Here is a 24,688-nt window from a genome sequence, read left to right as displayed (position 1 = left end):
CTCATGGGTCCTCGTCGAAGTCGGCGACGCCGCGCTTCCAGTAGCCCGTGATGTCGTAGTCGGCCCTGGCCAGCCGCAGTTCGTCGCGGACCCAGCGGCGCAGCGGCTTGAGCACCCCGGCTTCACCGGCGAGCCACACGTACACCCGTTCGCCCGGCGGGACCTCGACCCGCCGCACCGCGTCGGCGAGCAGGCCGATGGTGCCGGGCGCGGCGGCGCCGCGATGCAGCCAGCACACCTCGACCCCTTCCGGCGGGTCCAGCCCGATCTCCTCCCGGGCGTCGGCGACCTCGATGAACGCCCAGCCGCGGGCCGTACGGGGCAGTTCCTCCACCCGCCGCGCGATCGCGGGCAGCGCGGTGATGTCGCCGCCGAGCAGGTAGCGGTCGTAGGGCGGCACGATCAGGCCGCCGGGCGGGCCCGCGACGTGGACGATCTCACCCGGGCGCACCGACCGCGCCCACGCGGCGCCGAGCCCTTCGGTGCCTCCGGCGCCGTGCAGCGCGATGTCGATGTCGAGTTCCCGGTTGACCGGGTCGTAGCGGCGCACCGTGTATTCGCGTGACGTCGGTGCCGGCCGCGGCCAGCGCAGCAGGTCGCCGTCGGGCTCGGGCAGCCGCAGGCTGCCGTCGTCCTCAGGGAAGATCAGCTTGACGTGCTCGTCCGGCGCGTGCGACTCGAATCCGTCGACGCCCGGCCCGCCCAGCGTGACCCGCACCAGGCCCGCACCGACCATGCCGGTGCGAAGCACCTCGGCCGCGCAGACTCGGATCGGGTAGCGGACCTTCGCGGGCACGGTGCCCGCCCGCACCTCGGCGATCCTGGCCAGGTGCCCGGTCACTGGTTCACCCCCGTCCGGGCGGGCACGGACAGCGCGGAGAGCGCGTCGGCGGTGGTGGTGACCACGCCGCAGCGCTGCGCCACGTACTCGCAGGCCCTGTCGTGCCAGGCGCGGGAGAAGTCGGCGACCGCGTCGGCGACGAAGAAGGCGCGTATGTCGCGCATGAACGCCTCGACGGCCGTGGCCTGGCAGCCGATGTGCGCGTACACGCCGGTGATCAGCAGCTGATCGCGCCCCCGCGCGGTAAGGGCTTCGTGGAACGTGCTGCGCTGGAACGCGCTGTAGCGCCACTTCACCAGCACCGTGTCCACGGGTTCCGGTACGAGGTCGGTCACGATGTCGGCGGCGCGCGGGTCGTCGTCGATGACGGCGCCGATGCCCGGTCCCCAGAACTCGGTGAGCAACCCGCGGTCGGCGTCGGCCTGGCGGCCCGGCTGCGCGGTGTAGAACACCGGCACCCCGGCCGCGCGCGCCGCGGCGAGCAGGCGTGCGGTATTGGCCGTCAGCTCGGGGATCGGCGACCCGGCAAAGGGAGCAAGGAAGTAGCGCTGGGCATCGTGGACCAGCAAAGCCGCTCGCGCCGGCTCAAGTGGCCAGCGCACCCGGCCGTCGGGCAGTTCGGCCGCCGCCGGCAGCGGATACGGCGCGATCTTCGGCAAGGACATCGGTCACCCTTCCTTCTCGTGGGCGGCCAGCGCCGCCCGCAGATCCCGCTTGCTGGTCTTGCCGACCCCGGTGACCGGGAACGCGTCCACCACGCGCACCAGGTCGGGCACCTTGAACGCGGCCACCCCGCGCTCGCGCACGAACCTGCGCAGCTGAACCCCGGTCGGCGCCGCACCGTCCGCAGGCACCACGTAGGCGCAGGTGCGCTCACCGAGGTAGGCGTCGGGGACCGCGACGACGGCCGCGTCGAGCACGTCCGGATGCGCCATCAGGTGGTTCTCCACCTCTTCGGCGGCGACCTTCTCACCGCCCCGGTTGATCTGCTCCTTGACCCGGCCGACCACTTCCAGGTGCCCGGTCGCGGTGCGCCGCACCAGGTCCCCGGTGCGGTAGAAGCCGTCCGGGGTGAACGCGACTTCGTTGTGCCCGCCCGCGCGGTAGTAGCCGCGGATGGTGTACGGGCCCCTGGTGAGCAGCGCGCCGACCGCGCCGTCGGGCACCACGTCGGTGGACGCGGCCAGCGGGTCGTCCGGGTCCACCACGCGGATCTCGTCGTCCGGCGATATCGGCCGGCCCTGGGTGCCCAGCACGATCTCGTCCGGGTCGTCCAGGCGGGTGTAGCAGACCAGCCCTTCGGCCATGCCGAACACCTGCTGCAACCGGCAGCCCAGCGCGGGCCCGATCCGTTCGGCCAGCTCCCGCCCGCACTTGGCGCCGCCGACCAGCAGCACGTCCAAGGAGGACAGGTCGTGGCCGGTGCGTCCCGCCGCCTGCACCCAGGCCGCGGCCAGCGGCGGCACCACGCCGGTGATCGTCACCCGTTCCGCCTCGATCAACGGGAACACGGTGTCGGCGTCCGGACGCGGTGCCAGCACGACCTTGGCGCCGGCGTGCAGCGCTCCGAGCACCCCCGGCGAGCTGAGCGGGTAGTTGTGCGCGGCCGGCAACGCGGCGAGGTACACGCTGTCCGGGGTCAGCGCGCAGATCCGCATGCTTTCCCGCACGCTGTAGAGGTAGTCGTCGTGAGTGCGCGGGATCAGCTTCGGCAGGCCGGTGGTGCCCCCGGACAGTTGCAGGAACGCCACTCCGGCCGGGTCCGGGTCGGGCAACTCGCGGGGCCGCGCGGCGGACAGGTCGCCGAACTCCGCCGAGCCGACCACGTGAACCGCCCGCAGCGACGGCACCGCTCCGGCCACCGCGCGCGCGGTGGCCGCGTGGTCGTGCCGCTCGTGCTCGCCGACCGTGATCACCGCGACCGCCTCCGCCTGTCCGGCAATGTGCCGCAGTTCGCTGTCGCGGTGCGCGGGTAACGCGAACACCGGCCACACGCCCAGCCGCCACAGCCCGAACACCACGGGCAGGAATTCCGGCACATTCGGCAGTTGCACCAGGACGCGGTCCCCTGCCCGGACCCCGGACTCGGCGAGGCCGGCGGCGATGCGGTGTGCGCGTTCGTCCAGTTCGGCGTAGGTCCACCGGGTCTCGCCGCCGACCACCGCCGTCCGCTCGGCATGGGCCGCCGCCAGCGCGGTGAGCAGCGCTCCGAAGGTCTGGCCGCGCCAGTGGCCGGCCGCGCGGTAGCGAGCGACGGTCTCCGGCGGCCACGCGACGACGTCCGCGCTCACGACCGCGTCCCCTCTCCGAGCGCCCGCAGCAGGGTCTGGAACTTCGCCGTCGTCTCGTCGAGCTCCCTGTCCGGGTCGGAGCCGGAGACGATGCCCGCGCCCGCGTGCAGCCGCACGATCCGCTCGGACACCTCGGCGCTGCGGATGGTGACGACCCACTCCCCGTCCCCGGAGATGTCGGTCCAGCCGACCAGTCCCGCGTAGTAGCCGCGGTCCGCCGGTTCCAGCGCGGCGATGGCGTCCCGCGCCGCGGCCGGCGGCACCCCGCAGACCGCGGGGGTCGGATGCAGCGCCTCGGCCAGGCCCAGCGCGGAGGAGGTGGGGGCGGCGGGGGCCGCGAGCGTACCGGTGATCTTCGTGGACAGATGCCACATGGTCGGTGTCCCGATGACCGACGGCTCGGCGGGCACGTGCAGGTTCACGCAGAACCGGCCGAGAACGTCGGCGACCCCGGCCGCCGTGTGCGCGTGTTCCGCTCTTTCCTTCTCGGACGCCAGCAGGGCGGCGACGCGGCGCCGGTTCTCCGCGTCGTCGGCGCACCGGGGCAGTGACCCGGCGAGCGGGTTGGCCACGACCTGGTCACCGCGCCGGGACACCAGCAGTTCGGGGCTCGCGCCGACCAGGGTGCGCGGCGCGGAGTCGCCGGGTGCGCTGACGTCGATGGCGAACGCGTGCGCGGCGGGGTCCGCGCGCACCAGGCGGGTCAGCAGCGCGGGCACCGAGACCGGTCCGTCCGCGGCCAGTTCGAGGCCGCGGGCCAGCACCACCTTGCTCAGCTCGCCGCCGTCTATCAACGCCAGCGCACGGCGCACGGCGTCGGTGTAGCAGCCGGGCTCCGGCCGGGGCCTGATCGACCAGCGCCGCGCGGGCGCGTCGGGCACCGGAGCGTCGACGGGCGCGCCGGCGCGCCGCACCACTGACGGGACGACCAGTGTGGCCGGCGCCTCCGGGCGGAACCCGAGCGCGCCGATCACCACCGGACCCGCCGCCCCGCCGACGGTCGCCACCTCGGCGAGTGCCGCCGCGGCCGCGGTCGCCCGGTTCCCGGGGGCGCCGCCGACCACGGCGTCCACCCCGTCGGCGAGCAGGGTGCCACGAGTCGAGGAGAAGTAGTACGAGCCGGGCAGATACGCGGCCAGCAGGTCGGCGGCGCGGTACACTGGGAGCGGGCGCGTCAGCGCGGGTACCGACACAGGAGGTTCCTTTCCGTTAATTTCAGGTTGGCTGACCTGAAATCGACGATTGATGGGAGATTCCGGTCACGCCCGCAGAGTGGCGCCACCGTCGACGTAGATGTTCTGCATGGTGATGTGCCGGGCGTGGTCAGAGGCCAGGAACAGCACCGCGTCCGCGATGTCCGCCGGTTCGGCGACCCGACCGAGCGGGATGCCCACCCGGAACCTGTCCGGGTCGCCGTGCAGCACCCGGCTCTCCGCGTCCTCGTCCGTCCACAGCAGGCGCAGCATGGCGGTGTCGGTGGATCCTGGGGAGACCGCGTTGCAGCGCACACCCGCACCCGCCACCTCGAGCCCCAGGCACCGGGTCAGCATGGTCGCCGCCGCCTTGGACGCGGCGTAGGCGGCCATCCCGGTACGGGGTACGCCCGCCGCGTTGGAGCCGACGGTGACCAGCGCGCCGCGCTGTCGCCCGGTCATCCGCCGGGCCAGCTCCCGCAGCACCGTGAACACGCCGGTGACGTTCACCGCGAAGGTCGCCGCCCAGTCCTCGTCAGAGGTCTCGCAGACCGTTGCCGGGCGCAGGATCCCGGCGACCGACACACCGATGTCCACCGGGCCCAGCCGATCCTCGGCCGCTGCGATCATCGCGTCGACCGCCGCCACATCCGTTACATCGGCGGGGAACGGCATCACCCGATCGGCGCACCGGGCGGCCAGCCGGGTTAAGCCCTCGGTGTCGACGTCGACGGCGGCCACGGTGGCACCCGCGTCGGCCAACGCACTTGCCACGGCCGCACCGATGCCACGGCCCGCACCCGTGACCAGCGCGTTCTTCCCGGCCACGCCTGGCCAGCTCTCCGGCAGCGCCACTCGATTCTCCTCTTTATTAGGTTAGGCTCGCCTAACATAGCGAGACCTCAAGCGGGCGTACAGACCTAATCTGGCCAAATCGAGCGATGTGCCCCAAACCGCGCCACGCTCGCCCTGATGCGAAGGCGGCCACGGTGGATGGCGCAGTGGCGCCCGAGTTGGGGAGCATCAGAGCCCAGCAAGTTCGGGGAGCCGGCGCCCAGATCGAGTGAGGCGTCGGTCACCGTGGAGGCGAACCCGCGCCGCCACGGGCCGACTTCGGCGGCGACGCGTTCATCGCCGAGGACGCCTTCGCCGCCGAGATCATGCGGATCGCCCGAGACGACAGAACGGCAAGGGCGGTGACCACTTTTCCCTCTTGATAGAAAGGTTAGGCTAACCTAACATCATCTCATGTCGCGCAGCCCGCCACCCAAATCGGCGTGGATGACAAAATCCGTTGCCGTGCACACGTCGAAGACGACTGAAGACATGGCATCAAGGCACCGAGCCGATGATGAACCCGGCCGAGCACGTGAAATCGTAGAATCCCGGCATGGTCTCGGACATGTTCGTCGAGCGCTCCGCCGCACACGGCTTTCGCGGTCGGCGGTAGAGCACCGGCCGCCGCATTGTCCACATCAGACTCATTGGGAGGCCGCATGGCCGAGGAGAAGGCAGGATCGGCATTGGACGCGGATCGGCTGCGCACAGACGTCGCGAAACTGCTCGGCGAAGCACCCGAGAACATCGATTCCTCGGCCAACCTGCTGGACCACGGCCTGGACTCGATCCGCATCATGAGCCTGGTCGAGCGGTGGCGTGAAGAGGGCGCCGAGATAACGCCCCTGGAGCTCGCCGAAGCGCCGACGCTGGCCAGCTGGATCGAGATGATCGGGCGAAAAACGGCGGCGGGATGAGTGCCCAGACCACGCGTGGTGGTCGTCGGTGGAGGTCCAGGCGGCTCGACCGCGGCCAGGTCGGCCGCTTGTCGAGGCCACCGGGTGGCGCAGCTGGTAAAGGAGACCTTCCCCATAGACGCGTCACCGGCGGCACGCCACATCACAGGGCAGGTGCCGAACGTGAACGGTGGTGCGCACAGAACCCGCTGACCACATCCGGGCTAGGGCTGTGACCGGGATGGTCCACCGTGATCGGAAGGCGGCTCGCGGGACGAGCGCACGCGCAACGGCTGGTATTACTGGGGCATGCAGGAAGAGACGGCACGCTCCGCGATCGACACGTTCCTCTCCGCGTTTAACGCCTCGGCCGACAGCTATGTGACTGCCCTGCTCTCCCAGGCCCTGACCTCAGACGTGGTCTTCTGGGGGCCGTTGGGTCGCAGCGAAGGAATCGCGGCGGTCGAGCGGTTCGTGCTGGACATCCGGCGCCACCCGGCGGGGACCGGCACGATGGCGCGCTGCTCAGCGGTGGACATGCCTGACGAGTGGGCCCGGTACCAGTGGGTCTTCACCACGCCGGATGGAGGCCCCCGCCTGGCGGGAACGGACGTCGTCCATCTGCGGCGGAGCCTCATCGACCAGGTCATCGTCTTTGCGGGGGAGATCGAGCCGTCCGCCTCCTGAGTCGTCCTTCTGTCGCCGTCCTTCTCGTGAAACTGTCCCTTTCGGCACTCCGGGGCTGCGGTTCGCGGTCGGTCAGGCTGCGGCGCTGAGGGGGCGTCCGCCCCAGCGGATGACCTTCTCGCTGCGGATGCGGGCGCGTTCCTTGCGTTGGGCGGTAAGTACGTCGGGGTGGCGGGCGTTGGCATTGCGCCAGCGCAGGTAGCAGTGCAGTGCCTGGGTTTGCGTAGGGTGGCTGCGGTGGTGGGAGTTGGCCAGGGTGAACTGCCGCAGCGGGCCGAAGTGGGCCTCGATCGGGTTGGCCCAGGATGCGTAGGTCGGGGTGAAGCACAGCTCGACCTTGTTCTTCTTCGCCCAGCGACGCATGTCGGCGCCAGTGTGGGCGGAGAGGTTGTCCAGGATGATGTAGATCGGGGCGCCGTCGGGTCGGGCGGCGCGGACCGACTTCAGCGCGGCCAGGGTGTTGACGGTGCCCTTGCGGCGGCGGTTGACGCCCCACAGGCGGTCGTCGCCCACGGAGTAGCAGCCGTGGAAGTAGGTGACGCCGTGGGTGCGGCGGTAGGTCGCCGGCAGCCGGTTTGGCTTGCCCTGCTTCGCCCAGCAGGAGCCTGCGGTGGGCCGGATCCCCAACGGCCCGAACTCGTCGAAGGGGAAGACCCGGTCCGGGAAGCGGTCCAGAACCTGCTCGATCCGGTCGAGCTTGGCGTCGCGATGAGGGTCGGGTGATTCCTTCCATGTCTTGGTGCGCATACTTGGCCGCCCGGCAGAGGATGTCCCGCTCGGCCTCCAACTCCCGCACTTTCCTGCGAAGCTCCCGATTCTCCTGTTCAAGCACGGCGTCCGAGGCTACCGGGGCCCCACCCGCCTCCCGCCGCCGGGCCGACGGCTCGGCACCGGCCTGCCCACGGGCCCGCGCCTGGCGCACCCACAGACGCAACGTCTCCCGGTTCACGCCCAAGTCCTTGGCCACCGACGCATACGTCCGCGTCGGATCCGACAGATACAACGCCACCGCATCGGCCTTGAACTCCTCGGAGTACACCTTCATCCCCACACGGGACCCCTCTCACCCCCAGATCTCAATAATCCAGGGTGCTCAGGGTGTCCACACCTCGGGGGGAAGGCCCGCCAACTACGGCTGCGGGTCCTGCCCACCGCCCGCACGAACCTTTCGAACGTACGCATCCGCGGGATGGCTGTATGACCGGTGATCAGCGCTTGCACCGTCCCCGTGCCCAACCCTGCGTCTACGGCGAAACGTAATGAGCTCTCAATTCATTTATTCAGGTCGATGCCAAGGGCGTGCAGCATAGTGGGGAACTTGGCGGAGGTCTCCGCGAGCTCGCCGTCCGGGGTGGAGTCGGCGACGACATCGGCTCCGGCGTAGATGCGGATCGCCGATGGCGTGACCTCGGCACACCTGAATGTGATGGCCCATTCGCCGTCGCCTGAGACGTCGCACCAGCCGACGGCTCCGCTGTAGAAGCCGCGGTTGAGCTTTTCGATTCGCCCTATCAGAGCGTGGGCCTCCATTGTCGGAGTGCCGCAGACGGTCGGGCTCGGATGAAGCGCAGCGAACAGGTGCAAGGAGGAGATCTCGGGGGAGGCGAGCCTTCCGGTTATCTGTGTGCCGAGGTGCCACCTCGTGGCGGTCTTCACCAATGCAGGCCTGTCCTGAATGGTCAGCTCCGCGCAGTAGGGACTCAGCCCGCCCGCGACCGCATCGACCACGCCGGCGTGTTCGCGCAGATCCTTGTGTGAGACGAGCAGTGCCTGACCGGACTCGGTGTCCCGGACCGGATCCGAATAGCGGGGCGCCCATCCCGCAAGCGGGCGAGCCGAGACTACCGCGCCGGACCGCCGGACGAGCAGCTCGGGGCCGCCCCCGATCAGCACCCGCCCGGCCGGTAGGTCCACGGCGAAGACATAGGCGTCGGGATCGTTGTGCGCAAAATGCCGCAGTAGCGTTCCGGGGTCAGCGCCGATCACGTTGTTCAGCCGTACCGAGCGTGCCAGCATCACCTTTTCCAGGTGCCCGCTGCGCAGTTCTTCCAAGGCGGCGGTAACAGCCTGCTTGTATTCGTGGGGTGAAGGAATCTGGTCGATGTTGGAGAAGGACGGCGTCACCGGGCGGGTGACCGGCGACACGCTGCCCGATCGCGTCCACTGGACCGCGGAGGGAACGGTCAGCCGTGCCGGGACGTCTGCGCGGAAGGGGATCGCGCCCACCAGAATCGGTCGCGGGTGGTCGTCGGCCACCCGATCCAGCGTGGTGCGCATCCGCATCAGCATGGTTGCGGGGTCGCGGGCGTTGCAGCTCGGTAATGTCTCCAGCACGCCCTGAGCGAGCAGAGTGTGCCGGGGCGAGCGAAAGTAGAACGAATGGCCCGGCCGGTACCCGTCTAACGGGTCGATGCTATGAGACGCCTGCGTCACGCTGCTCAAATGCTCTTCCGTTCCGTGAGCGAGTCGGGGTCGCAACGCCGCTGCTGTCGAGACGATCGTGCTTGGCTGCGGCTGGCTATGGCAACTTGTCAGTTCCACCCTCGGCAGTGGGACAGGGCGAGTGCGATGAGGGTCCGGGTGGTGGTGGCGACCTCGGAGAGGGCCACGCACTCGTCGGGGGTGTGCATGCGGGCGATGTCACCTGGGCCGTACTGGACTGTTGGAACACGGCCGAGACCGGTGAGAAGGCGTAGGTCGCTGCCGTATGGGGCGCCCCAGACGGCCGGGGTGGCGCCGGTGACCGTGGCGTGTGCCTCGGTGAGCCGGTTCAGCAGGTCGCCGTCCGCAGCGGGAAGGCGCCCGGAGGCGAACCGGCCGCCCCACCACTCGACCTCCACAGGATGGCGGCGCAGCCATTCGTCGGAGGCACAGACGTTGGCCACCGTTTGCTCCAGCGTTCGCCGTGCGGCCTGCTCGGGCTCGCCCAGGGCGACGCCGATGCGGCCCTCGGCGACCAGGACCCCGGGGACCGTGGACGACCAGTCGCCCGCGTGGACGGTTCCGATCTCGATCGCGTATGGGAGGTCCCACCGTTCCATCAGAGTGTCGACGCTCGTGTTTCGGCGGCGTTCCAGCGCTCGCAGCGCGGCGAAGAGTGGCAAGAATTTCTCTATTGCACTTACCCCGTCGTAACGCCGGGCGGCGTGGGCTGCGCGACCGCGTATCCGAAGGCGGAACGTCAGCGAGCCCGCGTTGGCGGGGACGACGTCCAGTCCGGTGGGCTCAGGGATGACACAGGCGTCAGCCCGCCAGCCACGCTTGAGGAGGGCATAGGTTCCCATGCCACCGTCCTCCTCACCGGGCACACAGGCGATCAGGACGTCGCCGCGTAGCTGCCGACGGCGCAGCGCGCGCATCGCGAACAGCGAGGCGACCAGGCCACCCTTCATGTCGCAGGCGCCGCGTCCATACAGCAGGTCGCCGTTGATACGGCCGCTGAAGGGGTCGTCGCTCCAGGCGGACGAGTCACCGGCCGGGACGACATCGACGTGGCAGTTCAGCATGAGGGAGGGGCCGCCACCGGTGCCGGGCAGGCGGCCGACGAGCCCCCAGGCCTGGCTTCTCGCGACCTCCATGCCGGGGAAGTCGGTCTCGGCGGTGACCTGGTTCAGGGGGATGGGCCAGTGGTCGACTTCCAGGCCCTCGGCCCGCAGCCACGTGGCGAGTCGGTCCTGAATCTGTGCTTCCGCGGCGGAGCCGCCGATGCTGGGGATGCGGACCAATTCGGCGAGAAGTTCGGCCATGCCCGCGACATCATCTCGCGTGACGCCGGTGGCGATGGTCACGGTCGGTCCGTGAGGTAGCCGCCCATGGTCTGGAAGAACTCGGTGGCGGGCAGGTCGATGTCGTCGTCGGTGCGGACTCTCTCGATGACGAGGCCGTGGTTGCGTCCGCGGTGAGCGTCCGCTCCAGCGACGATCACCACGCCGTCGCCTTCGCGAATGAAGACGCGTCCCGGAGTGCCGCCGTAGACGCCCTTGGAGACTGATGCCTTCAGCACTCGGACGCGCTGCCCCTTGTAGTGGGTGAAGGCGTTGGGGTACGGGTCGGACTGCGCGCGGACCAGGCGTTCGGTGGCTTCGGCGGGCCAGGCCCAGTCGATGCGGCTGTCCTCGATCGAGCGTTTGTGGAAGAAGCTGGCCCTGGTTCGGTCCTGCGGGGTGAAGTCGGTACGACCGGAGGCGAGCAGGTCGAGCGCTTCGGTGACGATCGGGCCGAGCAGGTCGACGGTGCGATGGAACAGGGCGGTGGCGGTGTCGGTGGGGCCGACCGGGACTGCGCGCTGGACGACGATGTCGCCGGCGTCCAGTTCGTCGTTCATCATGTGCGCGGTGACCCCGACCTCCTTCTCGCCGTTGATGAGCGCCCAGACGATCGGGGAGAAGCCTGCATAGGCGGGGAGCAGTGAGTCGTGGATGTTGAGGGTCCCGCGCGCTGGAAGGTTGAAGATCTGCGGCGGGATCCAGGTCCGCCAGTTGTTGGCGACGATGAGGTCGGGGTCGGCGGCTTTGAGCCGGCCCATCAGTTCTTCGTCGTCGGGACGGTTGCGCAACAGTGTCGGCACGCCGTGCTCGGCGGCCAGGTCGGCGACCGAGTCGTCCCAGATCTTCTCGTAGGCGTGGTCGCTCTTTGGGTGCGTCACGACAAGTAAGACCTCGTGTCCGGACTCCAGCAGCGCCTGGAGCGTCCGGTGTCCCCATGTCTGGTAGCCGAACATCACGACCCGCATGTGGCCTCCTTGTGCGGACATTCAGTGGAGGTTAGGCTCACCTCTGTTAGGTGAGCCTAACCTAATCGAAATGTCGCACTCTGGGAAGCCCGTAGATGTGCGCGATGGGCCCAGGACGCGTCGCTAATACCGGTCTCGCCCTGCCCGGAACCCATGACTCCCGACTAAAGCTGTCCGCCCCTGGAAAGGCTCTTCCATGCTCCCCTCGGACATGCACGTTTACGATCTCATCGGCATCGGCTTCGGTCCGTCCAACCTCGCCCTAGCCATCGCGCTGCGGGAACGGCGGGCGCGAACCGGCGATGCGGTGGACGCGGTGTTCCTCGAGAAGCAGCCGGCGTTCGGCTGGCACCGCGGAATGCTCATCGAGGGCACGACCATGCAGGTGTCCTTCCTGAAGGATCTGGTCACGATGCGCAACCCGGCGAGCGGCTTCGGCTTTCTCAGCTACCTGCACGACCGTGGTCGGATGGCCGACTTCATCAACCACAAGACGATGTTCCCCTCGCGGGCGGAGTTCCACGATTACCTGGAATGGGCCGCGGTCGCGTTCGACGAGCAGGTCGAGTACGGCTCGGAGGTCGTCGGCGTGACCCCGGTCGTCGTCGACGGCGTCGTCGAGTATGTCGACGTCGTGGTGCGGCAGGGCGGCCGCTCCGACGAGCTGACCACGCGGCGCGCTCGGAACCTGGTGATCGCCGCGGGACTGGAGCCTGTCCTGCCCGACGGGACTGCCGAGAGCGAGCGGATCTGGCACACCGAGGAACTGCTCGACCGTGTGACCGGCCTGCGCGACCCGCGGCGGCTGCTGGTGGTGGGCGCTGGTCAGAGCGCCGCCGAGGCCACCGACTACCTGCACCGCACTTACGCCGACGCCGAGGTCTGCGCGGTCTTCACCAAGTACGGCTACACGCCCGCCGACGACAGCTCGTTCGCCAACCGTGTCTTCGACCCGGAGGCGGTCGACCACTTCTACACGGCGTCCGACGAGGTCAAACGGATGCTGATGGACTACCACCAATCCACCAACTACTCGGTGGTCGATCTGGAGCTCATCGACGAGCTCTACCGGCGGCACTACCAGGAGAAGGTGGCGGGCGAGGAGCGGCTGCGCATCCTCAACGCCTCGCGGATCGTCGACGTCGCGTGCGATGGCGCGGGGGTGCGGTCCACGGTGGAGTTCCTGCCGACCGGCGAACGCACCACGCTGGACGCCGACGTCCTCGTCTACGCGACTGGCTACCGGCCGTGCAACCCGCTGAACCTTCTCGGCGGGGTGGGAGAGTACTGCTTGCGACACACCAACGGCACCGTGCGCGTGGAGCGTGACTATCGCATCGCCACCAGCGGGGCGATGAGCTGCGGCATCTACCTGCAGGGCGCCACCGAGCACACGCACGGCATCGGCTCCACGCTGCTGTCCAACACCGCCGTCCGCGCCGGTGAGATCGCCGATTCGATCGGCGAACGCCTCGGTTCCCTCGACCGGAACCCGTACGCCGTCCGCTGACCTGTCGGCGAACCTCCGCCGTCCGGGTCAAGCGTTGTGCCTGGCAGAGCCCGGCCCCGCGCCGGGCTTCGTGGCGCGGGGAGATGCGGCGGGGTGCCCCGGGGTTGGGGGCGGTGCCTTTTTCGTGCGGCCGTCCGTGGTGGCGTCCCATGGGGATGACCAAGGTCGTGCGGCTGACCGGGTCGGCGGTCACCTGGCAGCGAAGCCCGAAGACGTCCTCCACCAGGACCTCGGTGACCACCTCGCCGGGGGTCCCTCGGCCACGATCGCGCCCGACTTCATCACGATGACGTGGTCGGCGTACCGGCACGCCTGGTTCATGTCGTGCAGCACCATGACCACGGTCCGGCGCTCGCGCCGGTCCAGGTCGATGACCAGGTCGAGCACGTCGATCTGGTGGGCGAGGTCCAGGTAGGTCGTCGGCTCGTCCAGCAGCAGGATCGGGGTGCCCTGTGCGACGGCCATCGCGATCCAGGCGCGCTGCCGCTGCCCGCCAGGTCGTCCACCGGCCGCGCGGAGTGCTCCAGCATCCCGGTCGCGCGCAGCGCGGCGGTCACGTCTGATGGGGGGCGCGGCCCTGCCCGACCAGGTCCACGACTGTCAGGCCTTCCGGCGCGACCGGCGCCTGCGGCAGGATGCCCAGGCGCCGCGCGACCTGTTTCGTCGGCTTGGCGTGGATGGCGTGGCCGTCGAGGTGTACGGCGCCGTCGCGCCGTGACAGCAGCCGTGCCAGGGCCCGAAACGGTCCAACTTGAAGGCGTCGTCCGCCGCCGGACGGGAGGCGTTTGGGCGGACCCAGCTCGCGTGGCGGCTGGGTGAGATTTCGGGGCGTCAACCGGGGCATCGACCGTCATCAGCGCCGTCGTCGACTCCGGTCCCACCGACAGCCGCCGTGAGGAGCCGAGGCAGGCGTACAGCATGATGGCCGGGACCATTGCCCACAGACCGGCGATCGGGGGCAGCCCGGCCAGCACCGCGTACGCCATCACCTGCGGCACCAGATACGCGGCGACCGTGATCCCGGCCAACGTGTCCCCCCGCCAGCCAGGCACGCCGGTAGCCGCGCAGGGCTCGGATCCCGGGAAACGGTCGGCTGAACACTGTCGACCTCATGACTTCGTCGGCGCCATCGGAGGAGGGCACTCGCCTAGGAAACGTGACGGACCCGCACGAGGGCCGGCGCCCCGGCGGGGCGCTTCGTCGTGCGCGCGGCGCTCCCGGCGCCGTCGGTCGACAACACCCAGCCGTGGAGGTTCGTCGACCGGCCTATGGGCTGGAGCTGTGGGCCGACCGGGCCCGGCCGCTGCCGATGGCCGACCCGGCCGCGCGCGAGATGGCGATCAGCTGTGGTGCCGAGTTGTTCAACGCGCGGCTGGCCGTCCGGCGTCTGGCTTCACCCCGGTCACCGCCCGGACGCAGCCGCGGTGACCGGGCGGGGGACGTTAGGACGTCGCGCCGGGACCTTCGGCCCGGGGACGGGCACTGAGCAGCGGTTTAGCGTCGAGGTGGAGATTCGAGACGAGTTCAGGAGGGACGTCCCATGGCGGCTCCAATCATCGTAGGGATCGACGGCTCGGCGCATGCCTGGCGGGCTCTGGACTGGGCCACGGACTATGCCGTCCGACACGGCCTTCCGCTGCACCTCGTACACGGGTCCCGTGCACTGGTGGCGGACGGGACGATCCCGGACGACGCCCTGCGCCGGTTGATCGCCGAGCGTGAGGACCTGCTCGCCGAGGCCCGGCAGTACGCGTTGAAACAGCACTCCGGCCTCGACATCGAGACACGGCTGGTGACCAAGGATCCGGGTGGCGCGCTGGTGGACGAGAGCGGGCACGCGGAGCTGGTGGCCGTGGGGTCGCGCGGGCTGGGCGGCTTCGAAGGACTGCTGTTCGGTTCCGTCGGCCTGTACACGGCAGCGCATGCGCTCTGCCCCGTAGCGGTGGTCTCTCGTTCGGCCCCCTATCCCGCCGACGCACCCGCGGAGATCGTGATCGGGATCGAGGGGCGGCACGAGGAGAGGCTCTTCGTCGAATGGGCCTTCGCCGAGGCCGCCTCCAAGGGCTCCAGGATCCTGGCGCTGCACGCGGTGGGCGGCGAGTTCGGCTCTCCCCGCCGGCGGGTGATCGAGGACATGGAGCTGTCGGAGGCCCTGGCCGGCCTGCGGGAGCGGTATCCGGACGTCCCGGTCGACCAGTTGGTCTCCGACCGGACACCGTCCCGGGCGCTGGTGGAGGCGTCGGAGAACGCCGGCCTGGTGATCGTCGGCGCCCGCCGCAGGCGCGGCCCGGTCGGCATGGCGCTGGGACGGGTCAACCATGCGGTCCTGCACCACGCGAAGTGCCCAGTGGTGGTCGTCCCCACCAACGAGTGATCCCTGAGCCCTCGGCAGACCGGCCGCCGGCGGCACGTCCGAGAGGAGTTGACCATGACCGAACAGATCATCGTCGGAGCCGATGGCTCCGGCCCGTCCGCACGAGCCGTGGCCTGGGCCGCCGACGAGGCGGCCCGATTGGGGTGCGAACTGAGGATCGTGCACGTGGTGGAGAAGTGGGGCTTCGACGTCCCGCTGACCGCCGCGCCCGGGGAGGCGCGCTCACTGTCCCGGGAAGGCAGTGAGACGCTGGCGGCCGCCGAGCGGATCGCGCACTCCCGGCGGCCGGAGGTGCCGGTCAGCGTGGACCTGGCGTCGGGCCGCACCGTCCGAGTCCTGGCCGACCGTTCCGAGCGGGCACTGGAGCTGGTGGTGGGGCACCGCGGCCTGGGCGGGTTCGCGGGTCTGCTGCTGGGGTCGGTCGGGCTCGGCGCCGTCCGGCACACCGCATGCCCGGTCGTGGTGGTACGCGGCGAACAGGCTGGCGGGCGCCGGGAGATCGCCGTTGGCGTCGGCCTCGGCGACGACTCTGCGGCACTGGAGTACGCGTTCCGGGTCGCGGACGTCCGTCACGCGCGGCTCCGCGCCGTGCACGCCTGGCCGTTTTCCGAAGCCTTGGACGAGGCGGGCGCGGGCGCCGATCTGCGGCATATCGAGGAACGGGCCAGGTGGCGGGTGATCGAGGCGCACGCGCCGATGCGCAAACGCTTCCCCGGCGTCGAGGTGGTCGAGCACATCGTGCAGGACAATCCCGCCGCCGCGCTGGTCACCGCGTCCCGCGACGTCGACCTGGTGATCGCGGGTTCGCACACCCGTGAGGGACTGACCGTGCCGCGCAGCCGCGCGGTGACCCACGCCCTCATCCATCACGCGCACTGCCCGGCCGCCATCGTCCCCATGGGCGGTGAACCCGCATCGTGAGCGGCAACCGAAAGGCCCGGCCTCGGCCGGGCCTTTCCCTATTCACTGAGGCGGGACAGTTCAGGCGGCGGTTCCGTAGCCGTCAACGGTCGGAGTCGGCCCTACTCGCACGCCTGCCACGCGCTGGCAGGAGATGCGCACGAACTCCGGGGAGGATCCGTGCTTCCATGCCCGGAGAGCGTCGCGGGCACGGTCTCCCGGATCCTGGACGATCCGTGCCCGTCCGACGACGGTGACCGACCAGCCGGCGGGGCCGGTGGCGTCCAGGTCGTCGGCCTCGAACGCCACGATCGTGTCACGGGCCGCGGCGGCCAGGCGGCCCGAGCCGGGCGGCACGCATAGGACCACGTCGCCGCGGTCCAGGACGAAACCGACCGGCATCACGGCAGGAAGCGCCTGCTCAGTGAAGACGATCCTCCCGACCTTCACCGTGCTCATCAGGCCAAGGCACTCGCCTCGTGTCAGGCTCTGCGGCCTGTCCGTCTCGTCGTTCATACCTCCATGGTCCGGCGACGCCGGTGTCGGCGGCAGGGGCCAACGTCACAGGCGCGGATGCCGTCCGTCCCTCCCCGGCCGGACGTTCGCGCCGGCCATCGGGGACGGTGCCGTGGCCGGTGCCGGGCGGGACGACCACGACGCACGCCGAACGCCGCAGGCATGCCGTCCGGACCGGACCGATGACCGGCGTCAGCGCGGAGTCATCGCGGTGGCCCCCGAGGACGAGGAGATCCGCCGCCGCGGCATGGTCGAGGAGGGCCCGCGCCGGTTCTCCGTAGGCCAGTTCCTGACGCACCCGCACCGCGGGGTCGGAGCCGAGGACCGCCCGGACGTCGGCCGCGAGTGCGCGCCGCGTCCGTTCCCGTTCTCGCTCGGGGGACGGCCGGTGATCTGCGACGGCGTAGGACGCCACCAATTCCCGCCTGGCACGCCAGGACCGGACGGCCACCAGCTCGGCGTGCCGCAGCGCGGCCTCGGCGGCGGCCCAGCGCAGGGCGCGCAGCGAGGCCGGGGATCCGTCCACGCCGACGACGATCCGGCAGGGGCTGGGGAAACCTGTCATCGTTCTCATCTCGATTCGGGTGTGAACGGAGACCGAGGGCATCGGACCGAGACGTCGATCCGATGCCCCTTTCCGGATGCTCCGGGCTACTTCTCGATGGTGATCCGCTTGGCCTCGCTCTTGACGGCCTTGGGCACCGGCACGCGGACGGTGAGGATGCCCTGGTCATAGGTCGCCTTGATGTCGTCGGCGTCGATGTCGGCCGGGAGGGTGAAGGACCGGGTGAAGGAGCCGTAGCGGAACTCCGACCGGTGTGCTTCCTTGGTCTCCTCGTGGCGTTCGGCGTGGATGCGCAGGATGCCGCCGGCGACGGTGATCTCGACGTCCTTGTCGGGGTCGATGCCGGGCAGCTCGGCGCGGATCACGTAGTTGCCGTCCTCGACGTAGTTCTCCACCCGCATCGTCTGTCCGGCGGCGGTCCGGAACATGGTGAACGGGGACTCGATCCAGTCGAACAAGTCCGGGAAGATGCCCCGTGTCTCGCGCCGCTCCAGTCCGCTCATGATGCCTCCTCGGCTTGGGTCCGCGGACGCCGCCGGAGAAGAGCGCTTCCGTCGCCTTCCCTCATCGGCGGCTGCTCACTCTCATGCTTTCTCGACCGGTGCCGACCTCCTACGGCCATGGGTCCTGCCCAGCCGGGACCAAAGTCCGTCCCCGTGGTCAGCCGCCTCTCCGGGCGGGCTTGCCGTTCCGCAGGTGGCTCTGCCAGGACGCACCGGGTTGGATCTCGATGTCCTCGGTTCCGTAGGAGATGTGGACGGGAGAGGCCGCGCCGGGGCGGAGCGCGACACGGATCAGGTCCTGGCGGCAGCTCAGGTCGATGCCCCAGTGCCCCCGGTAGCGGAGCCCGAGGCACAGCTCACCGGCTGCGGGAGGCAGGCGCGGCTCCAGCCTGAGCGTGCCGCCGCGGGTGCTGATCCCGGCATGGCAGCGCTGGACGAGGTCGACCGTGCCGGCCATCGCGCCCAGGTGAACCCCCTCGGCCGTGGTGCCGTGCTGAGCGTCGGCGAGGTCGCTGAACAGTGTTTCCAGGAAGATCTTCCATGCCTCGTCGCCGTCGGTGTGCGCCAGGATCCAGGCGTGCACCAGCGAGCTGAGGGTCGACCCGTCGCAGGTGCGGGGCAGGTAGTAGTCGATGGTCCTGGCGGCCAATGCCGGGCCGTGCTCGTACCCGAGACGTCGCAGGACGTCGTCGAGCTCGTCGGGTGACAGCACGTAGAAGAGCATGAGTACATCGGCCTGTTTGGACGCCTTGTAGCGGTTGGGCGAGTCGTCCTCGGCCTCCAGGATCCGGTCCAGCCTGCGGATGTCGCCGTAGCGGCCCCGGTAGCCGGTCCAGTCGAACTCCTCCAGGTCGGCGTAGCCGTCGAACTGGCTGATCACGCCGTCGTGGAACGGGACGTACATCTTGCGGGCCACGTCCTCGAACCGGGTGATCTCCTCGCGGGTCAGCGCGAGCCGTTCCTGCAGTTCGGCGCAGCGTTCTTCGGGCAGCGCGGCGAGCGCGTCCAACGCCCGGCGCAGCATCCACACGGCCAGGACGTTGGTGTAGGCGTTGTCGTCCAGGCCCGGCTCGTCCCGCCCCGGATAGGCGTCGTGGTACTCGTCGGGGCCCATGACGCCGCGGATCCGGTACCGGTCGGTGGAGCGTTCGTACACGGCCAGGTCCGCGAAGAACCGGGCGACCTCCAGCATGATCTCGGCGCCGTACTCGGCGAGGAACTCGACGTCGCCGGTCGCCTCGTAGAACCGCCAGACGTTGTGGGCGATCGTGAGCCCAACATGCCGCTGCAGGTGCGTGTGGTCGGGCAGCCAGCGTCCCGAGCGCGGGTTGAGGTGGACGCGCTGGGTCTCCTCACGTCCGTCGGCGGCGCTCTGCCACGGGTACATGGCCCCGCGGCGCCCGGCGGCGGCCGCGGCGCGGCGGGCGGCGGGCAGCCGCCGCCACCGGTACATCAGCAGCGCGCGGGCGATCTCGGGGAACCGCATGGTCAGGAACGGCAGGATGAACAGCTCGTCCCAGAAGACGTGGCCGCGGTAGGCCTCGCCGTGCAGGCCGCGGGCGGGGACGCCGACGTCCAGATCGACGCTGTGCTCCGACACGGTCTGCAGCAGGTGGAAGATGTGCAAGTTCAGGATGCGCTGTACCTCGACGTGGTCGACGCTGAGCTGGCACCGGCGCCACAACCGCGTCCACGCGATCGTGTGCCGCTCCAGCAGGGAGTCGAAACCGCCGGCCCGGGCGGCGGCTTCCAGCGCGGCCTGTCCGCATTCCTCGACGACGCGGTCGCGGGAGGTGAACACGGCCGCGACCTTCTCGACCGTGACCGGCGCGCTCGCCCGCACGGTGACGTCCAGGTCGTGTGCGGCCCAGCCGTCGTCGACCAGGTAGGCGGACTCGGCCGGGACGGAGGTCCGGGTGCGCGCCGCCATCGCGATCCCGATCTTCGAGGAGATCGTCGAGGTGCGCAGGAGCAGCAGTTCCGGATCGCTTTGCGGCGCCGGCTTCTCGCGGATCAGGTGGGTGCCGGGCAGGTTGCGGTACCGCTCGACTCCCGCGTTGACGACGCGTCCGTCCAGCGCGGACCGGATCTGCAGCCGCCCGGACCAGTCCTCGGCGACGATCGTGGTCTCCAGCGCGGCCAGGTGCGGGTCGTCCATGGACACGATCCGGCGCTGCGCGAGGCGGAAGGTCCGTCCGGCCCGGTCGCGCACCCGCACCAGGCGGGTCAGGACGCCGCGCCGCAGATCCAGCTCCTGCCGGTAGGACAGGAGCCGGTCCTCGCTGAGGGCGGCGTCGGGGTCGAACCATTCACCGTCTTCGGCGCGGAAGGTCAGCGCAAGCCAGTTCGGCATGTTCACCAGGTCGGCGTTGTCGTCGGGCCGGCCGCCGATCTCGGCCGCGAGCCGGTCGTAGCAGCCCGCGACGTAGGTCCCTGGGTAGTGGACGCCGTCGGCCGACGACTCGGGACCGGCGCCCCGGGTGGCGAAACAGCCGTTGCCGAGCGTGCACAGGGCTTCCCGCAATCCCTCGGTCTCGGGGTCGTAGCCGTCGTAGGCCAGGATCCACCGGTTCATGATGTCTCCTCATCCACCCGGCCTCACCTTTTTGGAGGCTGCCCGGTGTGGTCACGTTCTCACCGGACCGCTGGACCGGGCAGTGCCGGACGACCTGCGCCGGGCAGGACTTTCGGCCCTTCAGATCCGCGCCCTGACCTGCTGACATTGGGATTGAGGCGTCTTTGGTGAAGGAGGTCTGTCGATGGTCGCGCTACCGAGGGCCCAGCGGTCCAACGTCCTTCTCGGCTATGACGGGACCGAGGAGAACGATGCCGCGCTGTGTTGGGCGGTCGAGGAGGCCCGGCTGCGCGGGCTCGATCTGACGATCTGCCACTGTTGGCACTGGCCGTATCCGGAGGGGCACGTGGACCCCCGCATCCAGGCGATCGTCCAGCGGGCGGGGGAGAACCTCCTGCGGAAAGGCGCCCGCCGGGCCCGTGACCTGGGGGCCCCGGGGAAGGTGCATGCGCTGCTGCGGCGAGAGCCGGTGGGCGACACGCTGGTGTGCGAGTCCGATGACGCGGAGCTCATCGTGGTCGGCTCGCACGAACGGCACCGGCTGCCCGCGGGTTCGACGGCGGTGCGGCTGCCCGCGCGCACACATCGTCCCGTCGTCGCGGTCCGGCGGTTCGGCGGGCCGCGGGGACGCGTCGTGGTCGGGGTCGACGGGTCCGAAGGCGCGGACGCGGCCCTCGGCTTCGCGATCGAGGAGGCCGCGTTGCGCGAGTGCGATCTACGCGTGGTCTACGGAGCCTGGGAACCCGGTGCCGTACCCGATTGGGAACTGCCCCTCTTCACCGACAAGAACAGGCTCTTTCAGGTACGGGCCGCCAAGCTCGAAGAAGCCGTTCACCCATGGTGCCAGCGCTATCCGAAGGTCCCAGTGGAGGCCGCGCTGCTGCTGGAGCGCCCCAGGGAAGCACTGCTGCGCGCGGCCGCTGACGTCGCCCTGCTGGTCGTGGGAGATCGCGGCATCGGCGGCGTGGACCCGCTGCTGCTGGGCGCGACCAGTTCGGCGATGCTGCACCACGCTCCCTGCACGGTCGCGATCGTTCCGCCGCCGCGCCATGCTGCTCAGCGCGCCGCCTGACGGCAGGCCGCCTCCACGGGCATCACAAACTCGGCGCAGGCGGGTCTTTGGAGGTCAGTCGGGGGCTATTCGCTGTGGCCCGGATGGGCCGGAGGCTGGGGAAGCACGGGCTCGACCCGGTAAAGGGACGGCATGCCTCCGGTGCGCGGCCGGATCTCGCGGTGGACGCCGGCCAGCGCCGCGATCAGGTCGTGGGCGGTGATCAGCCCGACCAGAGCGCCGTGTTCGTCCGTCACCGGCGCGTAGTCCCAGCCCGCCTCCAGCATGGCCCTGGCCGCCTCTGCGACGGCGGCCTGCGGACGCACCGCCGCCGGACGCCGGGAGGGCAGAAGGGTCGTCACAGGCCGCCTGGCTTCGCGCGGAGCGGTGACGTTCCAGGCAGAAGTAAGCGTCTGGGCGTCGACGACGCCCAGGAAGCCGCCCTCGACGTCGGTCACCGGCAGGTGGTGGACGTCGGCCTTGCACATCAGCTCCCACGCCATGAGCACGGACTCGTCCTCGGCGATGGTGAGCAGGTCACGGGTCATCAGCTCAGCAACGGCGCGCTGCTCCAGTGGCGCGGTCATGGCTCCCCCTTCGGCCCCTCTGGTGCCGTAGTCACCGCGGCTTGGCCAGCCGCTCGTCGTACTCCTCGGTGCTGACGACAGTTACAGGCTTCCGGCTTCGGTTACAGGGCTCTAGGGCCGAAGGTCCCCGGGAATGGTGGACCCACGCCCCTGAACATCGCGTCCGCGAGCGACCAGGCTCAAAGGCCAGGAGGTGACGAGATGGACAGACGGGAGGTCCTGGTCGGTTTCGACGCTTCGCCGGCCGCCGAACGCGCGCTGCGCTGGGCGGCGGTCGAGGCGTCCCTACGGGACGTGCCCTTGCGGGTCTGCCACGCGTGGCACTGGCCGTATCCCCAACGTCCCCAGGCGGGAGAGGCGATGCAGGCCGTCCGCGGCATGGGGGCGCTGACGCTGGACGACGGTGTCCGGCTCGCGTGCGAGACCGTCCCCGGCCTGGACGTGCGGCCGGTGCTGCTGAAGGGCACGCCCTCGGGAGCGCTGCTGGCCGCCTCCGTGGACGCGGCGCTGATCGTGCTCGGCGCCCGGGGGACGGGCGGTTTCGACAAGCTCCCGCTCGGGTCTGCGGCCGTGCACCTCGCGGTGCATGCCGACCGACCGGTGCTCGTGGTGCCCGCCCAGGGCGGGCCGGAGCGCGCGAAGCGGATCGTCGTCGGAATCGACGGTTCCCCGGCCAGCGAGGCCGCGCTGCGGTTCGCGCTCGCCGAAGCGCGCCTGCACGGCGCCATGGTGACGTTGGTGTGCGCATGGTGGGACCCCGGCGTGCTGCCCGGCCCCGACCGGCTCCCGTTCACCGACCCGCAGGCCGTTAAAGAACAAGCCAAGGCACGGTTCACCAGCGCTCTCGGGCCGTGCCTGGTCGATTATCCCGATGTCGCGGTCGAGGAGCGTTTCGTGCGGGAGCGCGCCGGACGCGTTCTGGCCGACAACGCCCGCGACGCGATGTTGCTGGTGGTCGGCGATCGCGGGATCGGGTCGGCCCCGACCACCCTGCTCGGCGCGGTCACGAGGGCCGTACTGCATGAGATGCCGAGCCCGGTCGCGGTCGTCCATGAACGCGACCCGAAACCGCAGGAGTCGTCATGATGCGAGTGCTGGTGGCCTACGCCTCCGAACGCGGAGGGACCGCCGAGATCGCCGACTGGATCGGCGCCGCGCTGCGCGAGGCGGGGCTGGACGCCGACGTCCGCCCGGCCGGCGAGGTCGCGGGGCTGGACGGGTACGCCGCCGCCGTGGTCGGCGGTGCCCTGTATGCGGGGCGCTGGCACCGGGAGGCGCGGCATTTCGTCCGCCATCACGCCGATGCGCTGGCGCACCGGCCGGTGTGGCTGTTCAGCAGCGGGCCGCTGGACCACACCGCGCAGGAGAAGCAGATCGCGCCCGCGCCCGGCGTCGCCAAGTTCGCCCGGCGGCTGAACGCATGCGGTCACGCGACCTTCGGCGGACGCCTGTCCCCGGACGCCCGGGGTTTCCTGGCCTCCAAGATCGCCAAGCGGTCGAGCGGCGACTTCCGTGACCACGACCAGGTCGCCGGGTGGGCCGCCGGCATCGCCCGGGAACTGCGAGGAGCCACTGTATGAGCAGGCACGGTATGAACACGATCGTCGTCGGGGACGACGGGTCGGAATCAAGCCTGCTCGCGATCGACTGGGCAGCCGATGAGGCGGCTCGACGTCGCGTGGCACTGAACGTGGTCCATGTCGTCGCGCCGTGGTTGTTCGACGTGCCGGGGGATCCGGGAGCGACCCGGGTCCGCCGGCAGTTGCTGGACGGCGGACGCGATGTCGTCGACCTCGCCGTGGCGCGCGCCCGGGATCGTGTTCCGGGCCTTGAGGTGACGGGGGAGCATACCGGCGGGCAGCCCGCCAAGGTGCTCATCGAACGGGCCGAGAACGCGCTCATGGTGGTGACCGGCTCCCGCGGGACCGGCGGGCTCACCGGCCTGGTGCTGGGGTCGGTGGCGATGCAGGTCGCCTCCCATGCCGGCTGCCCCGCCGTGGTCGTCCGCGCGACCAGGGCCTCGACGCGGGGCGAGGTAGTGGTCGGCGTGCACGGCGCCCCGGCTGCGCTGCACCTGGAAGAGCTGTGGATCCTCCCATGGGTCTCTTCCACGTTCAGGTTCTCCACCAGGTCCTACGAGGGGTCAGAGTCGAACGTCCGTCCCGTCCCCGGCTGGCCGAAGGGCCGTCAGCGGGAGCGCTGGACAAGCTTGATCAGCTCCAACGCCAGGTAGGAGATAACGGCGATCGCGGTGATGCGCGCCCAGGCGGCGGCGTCGAGTGGTGCGGAGTGGAACAGGTCGTTCATGGCGGGTGTGTAGGTGTAGAGGAGTTGGAGGGCGATGAGGCCGAGGACGCTGGCCGCGATCCAGGGGTTGCGGTGGATGCCGCGCCACAGCAGGGGGCGGTCGAGGGAGAGGCAGTTGAACAGGTAGGTCGTCAGGGTGAGTGCGAAGACGTTGACGACGATGGTTTGCGCGACTTCGGGGGAGGCGTCGTGCGCGCGTTCCCAGTGCTGGAGCCCGAAGGCTCCGGCGAGCAGGATCGCCGAGACCAGCAGGATCCGGATGGTCAGCGCGCGGGGGATCAGCGGCAGGGACGGGTCGCGCGGCGGGCGGGTCATGATGTGCT

Annotated in this window: 25 protein-coding genes and 3 pseudogenes; 10 read left to right on the top strand and 18 right to left on the bottom strand. The window is 70.5% G+C overall.

The window, feature by feature from the left end:
- Position 1: 1 nt before the first annotated feature.
- From ETD83_RS02950 to ETD83_RS02930, 5 genes are all read right to left on the bottom strand, one after another.
- Positions 2-841 carry a siderophore-interacting protein gene (locus ETD83_RS02950; protein ID WP_138643469.1) on the bottom strand — a complete coding sequence of 280 codons (840 nt, stop codon included), beginning with the start codon at positions 839-841 and terminating at the stop codon, positions 2-4.
- Positions 838-1,506, bottom strand: a complete 669-nt coding sequence (locus tag ETD83_RS02945; RefSeq protein ID WP_138643468.1) for an isochorismatase family protein — start codon at positions 1,504-1,506, stop codon at positions 838-840. Before ETD83_RS02945 ends, ETD83_RS02950 begins: the two co-directional genes overlap by 4 nt.
- A gap of 3 nt (positions 1,507-1,509) precedes the next feature.
- The gene (locus ETD83_RS02940) at positions 1,510-3,132 is read right to left on the bottom strand and encodes a (2,3-dihydroxybenzoyl)adenylate synthase (protein WP_138643467.1); all 1,623 of its coding nucleotides are present in this window, start codon (positions 3,130-3,132) and stop codon (positions 1,510-1,512) included.
- The gene (locus tag ETD83_RS02935) at positions 3,129-4,325 is read right to left on the bottom strand and encodes an isochorismate synthase (protein ID WP_138643466.1); all 1,197 of its coding nucleotides are present in this window, start codon (positions 4,323-4,325) and stop codon (positions 3,129-3,131) included. The genes ETD83_RS02940 and ETD83_RS02935 overlap by 4 nt, the downstream gene beginning before the upstream one ends.
- Positions 4,326-4,391: 66 nt before the next feature.
- Positions 4,392-5,180, bottom strand: coding sequence for a 2,3-dihydro-2,3-dihydroxybenzoate dehydrogenase (locus tag ETD83_RS02930; protein ID WP_230420637.1), 789 nt, complete (start codon positions 5,178-5,180; stop codon positions 4,392-4,394).
- A gap of 641 nt (positions 5,181-5,821) precedes the next feature.
- Between ETD83_RS02930 and ETD83_RS02925 the strand changes: the two genes are divergently transcribed.
- Both ETD83_RS02925 and ETD83_RS02915 read left to right on the top strand, forming a co-directional pair.
- The gene (locus ETD83_RS02925; protein WP_138643465.1) at positions 5,822-6,079 is read left to right on the top strand and encodes a phosphopantetheine-binding protein; all 258 of its coding nucleotides are present in this window, start codon (positions 5,822-5,824) and stop codon (positions 6,077-6,079) included.
- 288 nt (positions 6,080-6,367) lie between these two features.
- Positions 6,368-6,745, top strand: a complete 378-nt coding sequence (locus tag ETD83_RS02915; RefSeq protein ID WP_138643463.1) for a nuclear transport factor 2 family protein — start codon at positions 6,368-6,370, stop codon at positions 6,743-6,745.
- Between the two features lie 72 nt (positions 6,746-6,817).
- Here ETD83_RS02915 and ETD83_RS02910 read toward each other — a convergent pair.
- The 5 genes and pseudogenes from ETD83_RS02910 to ETD83_RS02890 form a co-directional block, all read right to left on the bottom strand.
- Positions 6,818-7,489: pseudogene (locus ETD83_RS02910) on the bottom strand (transposase); the annotation flags it as partial.
- 109 nt (positions 7,490-7,598) lie between these two features.
- Positions 7,599-7,790, bottom strand: a pseudogene (locus ETD83_RS02905) (transposase); the annotation flags it as partial.
- Between the two features lie 227 nt (positions 7,791-8,017).
- Positions 8,018-9,022, bottom strand: coding sequence for an isochorismate synthase (locus tag ETD83_RS02900; protein WP_205717463.1), 1,005 nt, complete (start codon positions 9,020-9,022; stop codon positions 8,018-8,020).
- 254 nt (positions 9,023-9,276) lie between these two features.
- The gene (locus ETD83_RS02895) at positions 9,277-10,533 is read right to left on the bottom strand and encodes an ArgE/DapE family deacylase (protein WP_205717462.1); all 1,257 of its coding nucleotides are present in this window, start codon (positions 10,531-10,533) and stop codon (positions 9,277-9,279) included.
- On the bottom strand, positions 10,530-11,477 hold the full coding sequence (locus ETD83_RS02890; protein WP_138643462.1) for a methionyl-tRNA formyltransferase: 948 nt from the start codon (positions 11,475-11,477) through the stop codon (positions 10,530-10,532). Before ETD83_RS02890 ends, ETD83_RS02895 begins: the two co-directional genes overlap by 4 nt.
- 211 nt (positions 11,478-11,688) lie before the next feature.
- Between ETD83_RS02890 and ETD83_RS02885 the strand changes: the two genes are divergently transcribed.
- A complete protein-coding gene (locus ETD83_RS02885) occupies positions 11,689-12,987 on the top strand; it encodes a lysine N(6)-hydroxylase/L-ornithine N(5)-oxygenase family protein (protein ID WP_230420635.1) in 1,299 nt (432 codons plus the stop codon).
- 189 nt (positions 12,988-13,176) lie between these two features.
- Here ETD83_RS02885 and ETD83_RS43510 read toward each other — a convergent pair whose 3' ends face one another.
- On the bottom strand, positions 13,177-13,452 hold the full coding sequence (locus ETD83_RS43510) for an ATP-binding cassette domain-containing protein (RefSeq protein WP_205717468.1): 276 nt from the start codon (positions 13,450-13,452) through the stop codon (positions 13,177-13,179).
- A gap of 97 nt (positions 13,453-13,549) precedes the next feature.
- Between ETD83_RS43510 and ETD83_RS43505 the strand changes: the two genes are divergently transcribed.
- Positions 13,550-13,705 carry a hypothetical protein gene (locus ETD83_RS43505; protein WP_205717467.1) on the top strand — a complete coding sequence of 52 codons (156 nt, stop codon included), beginning with the start codon at positions 13,550-13,552 and terminating at the stop codon, positions 13,703-13,705.
- Between the two features lie 136 nt (positions 13,706-13,841).
- On the opposite strand, the pseudogene ETD83_RS45830 reads toward ETD83_RS43505, so the two are convergent.
- Positions 13,842-14,039: pseudogene (locus ETD83_RS45830) on the bottom strand (SulP family inorganic anion transporter); the annotation flags it as partial.
- 488 nt (positions 14,040-14,527) lie between these two features.
- Here ETD83_RS45830 and ETD83_RS02870 point away from each other — a divergent pair.
- Positions 14,528-15,361 (top strand): universal stress protein, encoded by an 834-nt coding sequence (locus ETD83_RS02870; protein WP_138643460.1) that lies wholly within the window; start codon positions 14,528-14,530, stop codon positions 15,359-15,361.
- A 54-nt stretch (positions 15,362-15,415) separates the two neighbouring features.
- Positions 15,416-16,282, top strand: coding sequence for a universal stress protein (locus ETD83_RS02865; RefSeq protein WP_138643459.1), 867 nt, complete (start codon positions 15,416-15,418; stop codon positions 16,280-16,282).
- 60 nt (positions 16,283-16,342) lie between these two features.
- Here the strand turns inward: ETD83_RS02865 and ETD83_RS02860 are convergent, their stop codons facing one another.
- The 4 genes from ETD83_RS02860 to ETD83_RS02845 all read right to left on the bottom strand — a co-directional run bounded on the left by ETD83_RS02860 (position 16,343) and on the right by ETD83_RS02845 (position 20,420).
- A complete protein-coding gene (locus ETD83_RS02860) occupies positions 16,343-16,720 on the bottom strand; it encodes a pyridoxamine 5'-phosphate oxidase family protein (RefSeq protein ID WP_230420634.1) in 378 nt (125 codons plus the stop codon).
- Positions 16,683-17,342 carry a universal stress protein gene (locus ETD83_RS02855; protein ID WP_268920403.1) on the bottom strand — a complete coding sequence of 220 codons (660 nt, stop codon included), beginning with the start codon at positions 17,340-17,342 and terminating at the stop codon, positions 16,683-16,685. Before ETD83_RS02855 ends, ETD83_RS02860 begins: the two co-directional genes overlap by 38 nt.
- Positions 17,343-17,428: 86 nt before the next feature.
- Positions 17,429-17,845, bottom strand: a complete 417-nt coding sequence (locus ETD83_RS02850; RefSeq protein WP_138643456.1) for an Hsp20/alpha crystallin family protein — start codon at positions 17,843-17,845, stop codon at positions 17,429-17,431.
- 157 nt (positions 17,846-18,002) lie between these two features.
- Positions 18,003-20,420, bottom strand: a complete 2,418-nt coding sequence (locus ETD83_RS02845) for a glycoside hydrolase family 65 protein (protein WP_138643455.1) — start codon at positions 20,418-20,420, stop codon at positions 18,003-18,005.
- Between the two features lie 184 nt (positions 20,421-20,604).
- On the opposite strand from ETD83_RS02845, the gene ETD83_RS02840 reads away from it, so the two are divergent.
- Positions 20,605-21,492, top strand: coding sequence for a universal stress protein (locus ETD83_RS02840; RefSeq protein WP_138643454.1), 888 nt, complete (start codon positions 20,605-20,607; stop codon positions 21,490-21,492).
- A gap of 65 nt (positions 21,493-21,557) precedes the next feature.
- Here the strand turns inward: ETD83_RS02840 and ETD83_RS02835 are convergent, their stop codons facing one another.
- Positions 21,558-22,058 carry a CBS domain-containing protein gene (locus tag ETD83_RS02835; RefSeq protein ID WP_138643453.1) on the bottom strand — a complete coding sequence of 167 codons (501 nt, stop codon included), beginning with the start codon at positions 22,056-22,058 and terminating at the stop codon, positions 21,558-21,560.
- Between the two features lie 201 nt (positions 22,059-22,259).
- Between ETD83_RS02835 and ETD83_RS02830 the strand changes: the two genes are divergently transcribed.
- Genes ETD83_RS02830 through ETD83_RS02820 form a run of 3 tightly spaced genes read left to right on the top strand, consistent with a single transcriptional unit; the run spans position 22,260 to position 24,291 of the window.
- Complete coding sequence (locus tag ETD83_RS02830) at positions 22,260-23,144, top strand: universal stress protein (RefSeq protein ID WP_138643452.1); 885 nt, start codon at positions 22,260-22,262, stop codon at positions 23,142-23,144.
- The gene (locus ETD83_RS02825) at positions 23,141-23,638 is read left to right on the top strand and encodes a flavodoxin domain-containing protein (protein WP_205717461.1); all 498 of its coding nucleotides are present in this window, start codon (positions 23,141-23,143) and stop codon (positions 23,636-23,638) included. The genes ETD83_RS02830 and ETD83_RS02825 overlap by 4 nt, the downstream gene beginning before the upstream one ends.
- Positions 23,635-24,291: a universal stress protein gene (locus tag ETD83_RS02820; RefSeq protein WP_138643451.1), complete on the top strand. Its 657-nt coding sequence runs from the start codon at positions 23,635-23,637 to the stop codon at positions 24,289-24,291. Before ETD83_RS02825 ends, ETD83_RS02820 begins: the two co-directional genes overlap by 4 nt.
- Here ETD83_RS02820 and ETD83_RS02815 read toward each other — a convergent pair.
- Positions 24,246-24,688: cation transporting ATPase C-terminal domain-containing protein (locus tag ETD83_RS02815; protein WP_171063995.1), on the bottom strand; the 443-nt coding region annotated here is incomplete at its 5' end. The two genes, ETD83_RS02820 and ETD83_RS02815, sit on opposite strands and share 46 nt — an antisense overlap.

Source organism: Actinomadura soli (assembly GCF_005889715.1).
Taxonomy (GTDB): Bacteria; Actinomycetota; Actinomycetes; order Streptosporangiales; family Streptosporangiaceae; genus Spirillospora; species Spirillospora soli.
The sequence above is the reverse complement of the archived record's forward strand: the minus strand, read 5'-3'. Positions and strand labels throughout refer to the sequence as shown.